Genomic DNA, 6,266 nt, shown 5'->3' with positions numbered 1-6,266 from the left:
GGCGACGGGGCTGTCGATGGCGGCCGGCGGGAGGACAGCCGGCGCATCACCACCCGCACCCCGCGACACGAGACCGGCATGAGCTATTTCGTGCCTTATCGGGTCAGATTGAACTCCCTAGATGGCGCGTGACAAGCCTGTCTCGTCAGAGGGTACGAGAATCAAGTGAACATGATTCGGCATCAGGCAGTAGGACCAAGCTTCGACGCCGTTTGACTGACAGGCCTGGGCGAGCCAATCTCGGTAAAGCGCGTCGTCGTCATTCTCCATGAACACCCGTTGGCGTCTGTTACCTCGTTGCGTCACATGGTGGGGGACGCCGGGAACGATGAGTCGTGGAAGCCGAGACATGCAACTCGAGTATGCCACCGGGAAAATGCTGTAAATAGTAAAGTGTCACCGTAATTCGCCCAATCGGCACTCCGACCCATGTTCAAAGCCACCTGAATGGAGCATGAGCAATACGCCGCCATTCCCTGACCAAACCCGGCGGAGGGATATCGCGGTTTCGGGTTTCCTGACTGCACGCTCAAGGCTCCCGTATCGGTCCTGCGGAACATCGACCTCACGGCGAGTCCTGACGGAGCTGACTTGAGGGATTTTTAGGCTAATCCTGAGCCAGACTGCATGCAGTCTACTACAGGATGCGGGGCATGCACTCTAGAACGTCTTATGCGCCTGGGAAAGAATGAAATCCGACACTGAAAAGGTAATCCGCGATGTCATATATTGATGGTTTTGTTGCAGCAGTACCGAATGAGAACAAGGAGAAGTATATAGTTCATGCTAAAGCTGCATCGATTGTTTTCAAAGAACATGGTGCTCTGGCAGTAGTCGACTGTTGGGGAGATGATGTTCCGGAAGGGGAGGTAACCTCATTTCGTATGGCCGTTCAGTGCAAAGAAAACGAGACAGTAGTATTTTCGTGGGTTACCTGGCCAAGCAAGCAGGTGAGAGATGATGGATGGAAGAGGATTCAGGCAGATCCGCGAATGAGTCCAGAGAATAATCCGATGCCTTTCGATGGGAAACGATTGATCTATGGTGGCTTTGAAAATATCTCGTAGGAGTAGTGTATTGGCTGCAGCTAAGAATCAGAATGGCACGCAATTCAGTTGCGCAAGCCGACCCAGCCCGGTCACCGTCGTGGATACTTACAAGCATTATGGCGCGCGCTGGCGATTTGGCTTGATCGTTATACACATTAACGTGTAGACGAAGCTGCGTATCACTTCTCAACGCTGATCAGGCGACCGATGCGCCACTTTCCGGTGACGATATGCACGGCCTCTTTGAAGAGGCGAAGAGCCATGCGATTACTCAGAACTTCCATTCGCGTCGCGCTGCGCCTGCAGCGCGAGCACGAAATCAGCGGCGTGTTGTAAGCCGATCCACATCGTTTGCGGACCCGGAAAGCCGTCGCCCTTGCGGTTGAGGAAACCACCGAGGCCGGCGACCATCCGCACCATCGTATCGCGCGCGGGTGGTTCAGTCGGTCTGGAAAGGCTCATTATGGAGCATATGGATCAGAACGAAGCCCAACGGAATCTCGTTATTCGCCGGACAGCAGTTATCTGCAAGCGGCGAGCAGCGGCGCGTTTCGATCTCCTGCACCGTGGCCAAGCAGCCGGCGGTGCTGCTCTGCGACGAGCCGACCGGCGCGCTGGATCCCGCTGTGCTGGCCTGGTAGCCCGCGCAGCTGGGCGCTCAGCGCGGAATCAGGGGCGTGTTGAAGAGAACTAAACGGGGACAGACCACGTTTTAAACCGGACCAATTCCTCATACATCCAAGCAGGGTCGAGATCCGCGCCGTTCGGCCACGTGACAACACCCATTTCAAGACGCGCTTGCTTGAAGTAGCTCGGATCCTCGAGCGGCTCGTAAATACCGCGGTCATGGGCCGCGGTGACTCCAGAGAGATCTACGATCCCGCTGGTGCCATCTTGGAAGGTCACCGCCAGACGGTACTCCGGCAATATCGACAATCCCTTCACCCGCCAAGGAGCGGCTGGAATCACTCCAATGGTGCGATCTGTTTCGGAAGCTGCTTCAATTGACATATTCTCCAGTCCTCCATCAATTCTTCGCGGTGCTCGATGGCCCACTCGATTGTCAGGCCGAGGGCTCGCTTAGGCAGTCGTCCAGCAATGACTTCTAGCGTGCGGATATCGATCAGCGCTTCGTGCTCAGCGTAAAGGGCATGGAAATGCGGCGGTGCGTGCTCACGCCAAAACATTTGGATCACGATACCGAAGAACCGGCTGATGGTGGGCATCCGGTGATCTCAGCCTCTGTCTGCGGATCGATTTGTGGACGATCCTAGGCCGGACGAAGTTTATGGACAAGACCCGGCAAGCACGGACTTTCGGAAAAAGGTATTTCTAGCCCACCATTGGGATGCCGAACGCGCATGCTCGAAGCGACCATAAAGAAGCCGAACCTCTCGCGAATTGCTCGTTCCAGGCGTTTCCGGCTTGGTCTATCGTCGTTGACTCCAGGACACTCGCTGTCCTCCGGGATGTGTGCGAGGAAATATAGCACAAGCCTTCTAGTGTCCCTCATGTCCCCGTCCTTGATGCCGGTGCCTCGTTTGACGCGTCACCGAGGAATCCGAGATCAGTCAGGCTGTGTTCTTTGCGTCTTTCACCCACGCCGCGGAATCAGCAGGTCATCCAGGAACTCCGATGCCGGAGCAACGCCGCTGACGAAGAGGTGATCCCGTGCCCGTGTGCAGGCGACGTAGAGTAGGTGGCGCTCGGTGTTGTAGACCTCCGCGAGATCGCTGTCGTCGGTCACGGTTTCGATGCGCGACTGCGAGGGGATGACCTCGTCGTCGCAGGCCATGACGGCGACGGCGCGAAACTCCAGTCCCTTTGCAAGATGCATGGTGGCGATGGCGAGATGTCCCTGGTCGGTCTCGACATGTTCGTCCAGGATCTTGGCCGGCAGTCCTGTTTCAGTGGCCGCGGCACGCGCACGCTCCAACTCGGCCTCGGAGCGGACGAAGATGGCGACCTCATGCGGTTGGACGGATTCGGCGATGCGCTCGGTAATCCAGGCGGCGACCGCGCCGGCCTCCTCTGCGGGCGTCTGGAAGCTGGCGATTGTCGGGGCCGGACCGTTGAAGACCGAGATGGTACCGCGGCGGTCTGCGGTGTTGCCGTCGACATCGGAGGTCTCCGGACCGAGAAGGCGGTCCGCTTGGCTTCGGATCTGATGCGAGGTGCGATAGTTGATCTGAAGCGTTCGGGCGCGGCCTCGGATGTCGACTCCGAGGGACAGCCAGGAGAACGGGGGCTGCAGGATGCGCTGACCGAGGTCGCCCGCGAAGAAGAGTCCGCTCGGACGGCCTGCGGCCAACGCGGCGAGCCAATGCTGCGAGGAGGCGCAGTTGCGGCACGCTGAGATCCTGGGCTTCATCCACGACCACGAACTCGAACGGCCGCTGTCGGCGTTCGCCCAACTGGGTCGCGAGGTCGGTCAACAGCGCTGCGCGTGTGGTCAACCCGCTCTCGCTCAGAGATGCTCGAACGCCCTCGAAGATGGTCCAGAGGGCGGCTCGCCGGGACTCCGGCAGACGCGTCTTGCGTCCCAGGCGCTTGACATCCCGATAGTCATCCCACGTCTTCAACTGCCAGGCGTCGACCAGATCCGTCCATTCCGAACGCAGGAAACCGAGACCGAACGTCTGATTGCCGGCCGCCGTGCTCGCCTCGGCGATCAAGCGGCGGATCTGCTCATCCGTGGCCAATCGTGCCGGCCCGAGATGTCGCGCAGACAGCCGGCTGCCGACGGCATCGATGGTGTCGACGTCCAGCCGTTCGGCGAGCCGTGGCTCGGTGCTGATCAGGCGTCGGAGTTGGGTGCGCAGCGCATTCGCCAGCGTCTCGGAGAGGGTCGTCAGCAGGACGCGACTCTCCGGATGTTGGCGCGCGAGAAAGACCGCGCGATGCAGCGCGACGATGGTCTTCCCGGTCCCGGCGGACCCGCAGACGCGCGCCGGGCCGTTGAACTCGCGCTCGACCCATTGGCGCTGGGCGGGGTGGAGAAAGATGGTCCACTTGTCCCATTCGATGCGCTCGCGAATCTCGACCAACTGCACGGCACCGGCTTGCGGATGGACCTCCAGTTTGCGGCGCTCGGCCCAGGCGTAGGCACGGTCGTGGTGATCCACGTAGCACAGCAAGAGGCTCCCCGAGGCCCGATGGACGATCAAGCGGATGTCGCCGCTGACCCGGACCGACCAGAAATTCTTATCCCGCGCCTTGTCGAGTTTGTGAAACGCGAGGCCGGGGTTGGCCGGATTGATCTGCAAGTCGAACGCGGTGGTCTTGACGGCCTTCTGCTCGTCGCCCGCGAGGCGGGCGAGACTGTCGGTGAAGGTGTCGGCGATGCGGAAGTTCAACGATCAAACCCTACGCAGGATAGCCGCCGACGCCTGCGACCAATCTGTCAAGGATCCAGGCGTCCAGACTCTTCTGCTCACGCGTGGCCGCGCGAATCATCGCGGTTTGCAGTTCCGGTGCGATATCCAACACCAAATGCCCCGCGTCCGGGCGATCGGGTTCCTTTCCCTGCTCGGCGCAGAAGGCAAGATAGACATCGATGGAGGCACGAAACTCTCGCTTGACGTCCTCCGCGCTGGTGCCCTGAAAGGTGATGACATCACGCGCATTGATGACCTCGCCGTGAAACAAACCGGCCTCGTCGTCGAGTGCAACGCGTCCGATATAGCCTTTGTATTCCATCATGGTGTAATACCTGCCTCAGATAAAAATCGGCGCACGGATCTCACGGCACCTTTGTCCGTTTCTTTTTGCGGATGAGGTCGGTGCAGCACGGCGACACGGCCGTTCAATAGGACGTTGACTCGCGAACCGGCCCCTTCCCTCACGACGGCTCCGAGCGCGACAAACAGGGCTTCAATGTCGCGCCATGGGATGGCCGGTCTGACCGGATCGGCAAAAATCGCCTGCAACGTCTTTCGATGCTTGCTATTCATGGACCGACCGGATCAACCCGAGTGATGTGTCACGCGGCATCGCGGATGTCGGCATGGATCAGGATTTCATCGTAGGGCGCGGACAGTCCGCCATCCGCATTTTGATCCAATAGCCCAAGTTCCACTAAGGCCGTCGCGTCCGCGCGCACGGTCTCAGGGGGTTGACCAATGACTTGCGCGAGTTGCTCAACCCCCTGTCCCTCATGAGCGGCCACTTGACCCAGCAGGGTGAGACGCCGTTCTGTCAGCTCGGCGAAAAATTCGCCGAAGCTCCCGAATACGAGCCGAGGCGTGACGGCTTCTTCCATCTGTGCGTCCTGCCAGGTCTGAGTGAACGCCTGCAACGCAGCGGACGGCTTCAGGATACTGATCTCGATGCGCTTCATTCCCACCTCCAGCCCGCCAGACGGGCACAATCTTGCCGAAAATCATCAACGAGCCGCTCAACGGACTCGAAAACGTAGTGTTCCTCGCGAGGACCATCGTGCCGATGATCACCCTTGCCGGACTCGTTGTCGTAACGCACCAGGCAGTCGCCGGAGCGACCGCAGAAGAGCCGATACTTAAGCCCATGAGGCCGCTCATCGGTCGCCTTGGGTCAACGCCAAATGACCATTTCGACAAGGATCTCGTCCTGTTGGCCCTTATAGCGTTCGGATTCATGCGCGCCCTGAGCACCGGGATGCGTCCGAGCTTGTTGAACTCCGTGGCGTGGGCCTCGTCGTTGAAGGCGCAAGCGATCAAGACATTCCAGTTCTCGGCGCTCGGCGGGCCCAGGCGTAGGCTGGAGATCACGCATGGGACGTCTGCGTCATCGCCACGAAGGCCATGCAAGGCTCGTCTGCATCCGCCGGGTTGAACTGATAGAGGCTCGGAGCATGTGGGACACCTTGTGCATCCGTGAATCTGTCCAACCATCGGGCGCAGTCCTGGCGCTGTGGGCAGGCCGGGTCGCGGCAGCGCATCAGGTTGTGGCCGAGCGATGTTGTGCTCCGGAGACGCTCGGCAATCAGCTCAGGCGTGAAACTGATTTGCATTTTGGGCACCATGTCATGGGTGTTGGAACGGCTCGATACTGAATCTGGCGAGCATGGAATATGACCTTCTGTCATCGGCCTGGTCATGGCCAATTCTCTGTATACCTGCGTATTCCGGCCCAATCCGGCCACCCAATCTGATTTAAAGCGGCCACCCATTCTGGTTCAAACCGGCCACTCGTTCCGGTTCAAAGCGGCCACCGATTCCGGCGCAAAGCGGCCACCGA

At 59.7% G+C, this 6,266-nt stretch carries 12 protein-coding genes and 1 pseudogene; 2 read left to right on the top strand and 11 right to left on the bottom strand.

Annotated elements, in window-relative coordinates; genetic code table 11:
- Nucleotides 1-117 precede the first annotated feature (117 nt).
- Nucleotides 118-351: a transposase gene (locus AADX97_RS28385; RefSeq protein ID WP_374237511.1), complete on the bottom strand. Its 234-nt coding sequence runs from the start codon at nt 349-351 to the stop codon at nt 118-120.
- 368 nt (nt 352-719) lie between these two features.
- Between AADX97_RS28385 and AADX97_RS28380 the strand changes: the two genes are divergently transcribed.
- Complete coding sequence (locus tag AADX97_RS28380) at nt 720-1,067, top strand: DUF1428 domain-containing protein (protein WP_374237510.1); 348 nt, start codon at nt 720-722, stop codon at nt 1,065-1,067.
- A 249-nt stretch (nt 1,068-1,316) separates the two neighbouring features.
- Here AADX97_RS28380 and AADX97_RS28375 read toward each other — a convergent pair whose 3' ends face one another.
- Nucleotides 1,317-1,511 carry an IS4 family transposase gene (locus AADX97_RS28375; protein ID WP_374237509.1) on the bottom strand — a complete coding sequence of 65 codons (195 nt, stop codon included), beginning with the start codon at nt 1,509-1,511 and terminating at the stop codon, nt 1,317-1,319.
- Nucleotides 1,512-1,576: 65 nt separating this feature from the next.
- On the opposite strand from AADX97_RS28375, the pseudogene AADX97_RS28370 reads away from it, so the two are divergent.
- Nucleotides 1,577-1,669, top strand: a pseudogene (locus AADX97_RS28370) (ATP-binding cassette domain-containing protein); the annotation flags it as partial.
- A 70-nt stretch (nt 1,670-1,739) separates the two neighbouring features.
- On the opposite strand, the gene AADX97_RS28365 reads toward AADX97_RS28370, so the two are convergent.
- The 9 genes from AADX97_RS28365 to AADX97_RS28325 all read right to left on the bottom strand — a co-directional run bounded on the left by AADX97_RS28365 (nt 1,740) and on the right by AADX97_RS28325 (nt 6,126).
- Entirely contained in the window at nt 1,740-2,060 is a 321-nt protein-coding gene (locus tag AADX97_RS28365) for a DUF2442 domain-containing protein (protein WP_374237508.1), read from the bottom strand.
- Complete coding sequence (locus AADX97_RS28360; RefSeq protein WP_213456595.1) at nt 2,015-2,275, bottom strand: DUF4160 domain-containing protein; 261 nt, start codon at nt 2,273-2,275, stop codon at nt 2,015-2,017. The genes AADX97_RS28365 and AADX97_RS28360 overlap by 46 nt, the downstream gene beginning before the upstream one ends.
- Nucleotides 2,276-2,643: 368 nt before the next feature.
- Complete coding sequence (locus AADX97_RS28355) at nt 2,644-2,985, bottom strand: 3'-5' exonuclease (RefSeq protein ID WP_374237507.1); 342 nt, start codon at nt 2,983-2,985, stop codon at nt 2,644-2,646.
- Between the two features lie 31 nt (nt 2,986-3,016).
- Nucleotides 3,017-4,405, bottom strand: coding sequence for a UvrD-helicase domain-containing protein (locus AADX97_RS28350; protein WP_374237506.1), 1,389 nt, complete (start codon nt 4,403-4,405; stop codon nt 3,017-3,019).
- Between the two features lie 10 nt (nt 4,406-4,415).
- Complete coding sequence (locus tag AADX97_RS28345) at nt 4,416-4,751, bottom strand: type II toxin-antitoxin system HicB family antitoxin (protein ID WP_374237505.1); 336 nt, start codon at nt 4,749-4,751, stop codon at nt 4,416-4,418.
- Entirely contained in the window at nt 4,748-5,002 is a 255-nt protein-coding gene (locus AADX97_RS28340; RefSeq protein WP_374237504.1) for a type II toxin-antitoxin system HicA family toxin, read from the bottom strand. The genes AADX97_RS28345 and AADX97_RS28340 overlap by 4 nt, the downstream gene beginning before the upstream one ends.
- 29 nt (nt 5,003-5,031) lie before the next feature.
- Complete coding sequence (locus tag AADX97_RS28335) at nt 5,032-5,388, bottom strand: hypothetical protein (RefSeq protein WP_374237503.1); 357 nt, start codon at nt 5,386-5,388, stop codon at nt 5,032-5,034.
- Complete coding sequence (locus AADX97_RS28330) at nt 5,385-5,528, bottom strand: DUF6516 family protein (RefSeq protein WP_374237502.1); 144 nt, start codon at nt 5,526-5,528, stop codon at nt 5,385-5,387. Before AADX97_RS28330 ends, AADX97_RS28335 begins: the two co-directional genes overlap by 4 nt.
- 265 nt (nt 5,529-5,793) lie before the next feature.
- Entirely contained in the window at nt 5,794-6,126 is a 333-nt protein-coding gene (locus tag AADX97_RS28325; RefSeq protein ID WP_374237501.1) for a hypothetical protein, read from the bottom strand.
- Nucleotides 6,127-6,266 lie beyond the last annotated feature (140 nt).

It is taken from the genome of Thiocapsa sp. C2-2m, assembly GCF_041903745.1.
In the GTDB taxonomy this organism is placed as follows: Bacteria; Pseudomonadota; Gammaproteobacteria; order Chromatiales; family Chromatiaceae; genus Thiocapsa; species Thiocapsa roseilacustris.
Note: the sequence above shows the minus strand (reverse complement) of the source record. Positions and strands in the feature narration are given on the sequence as shown.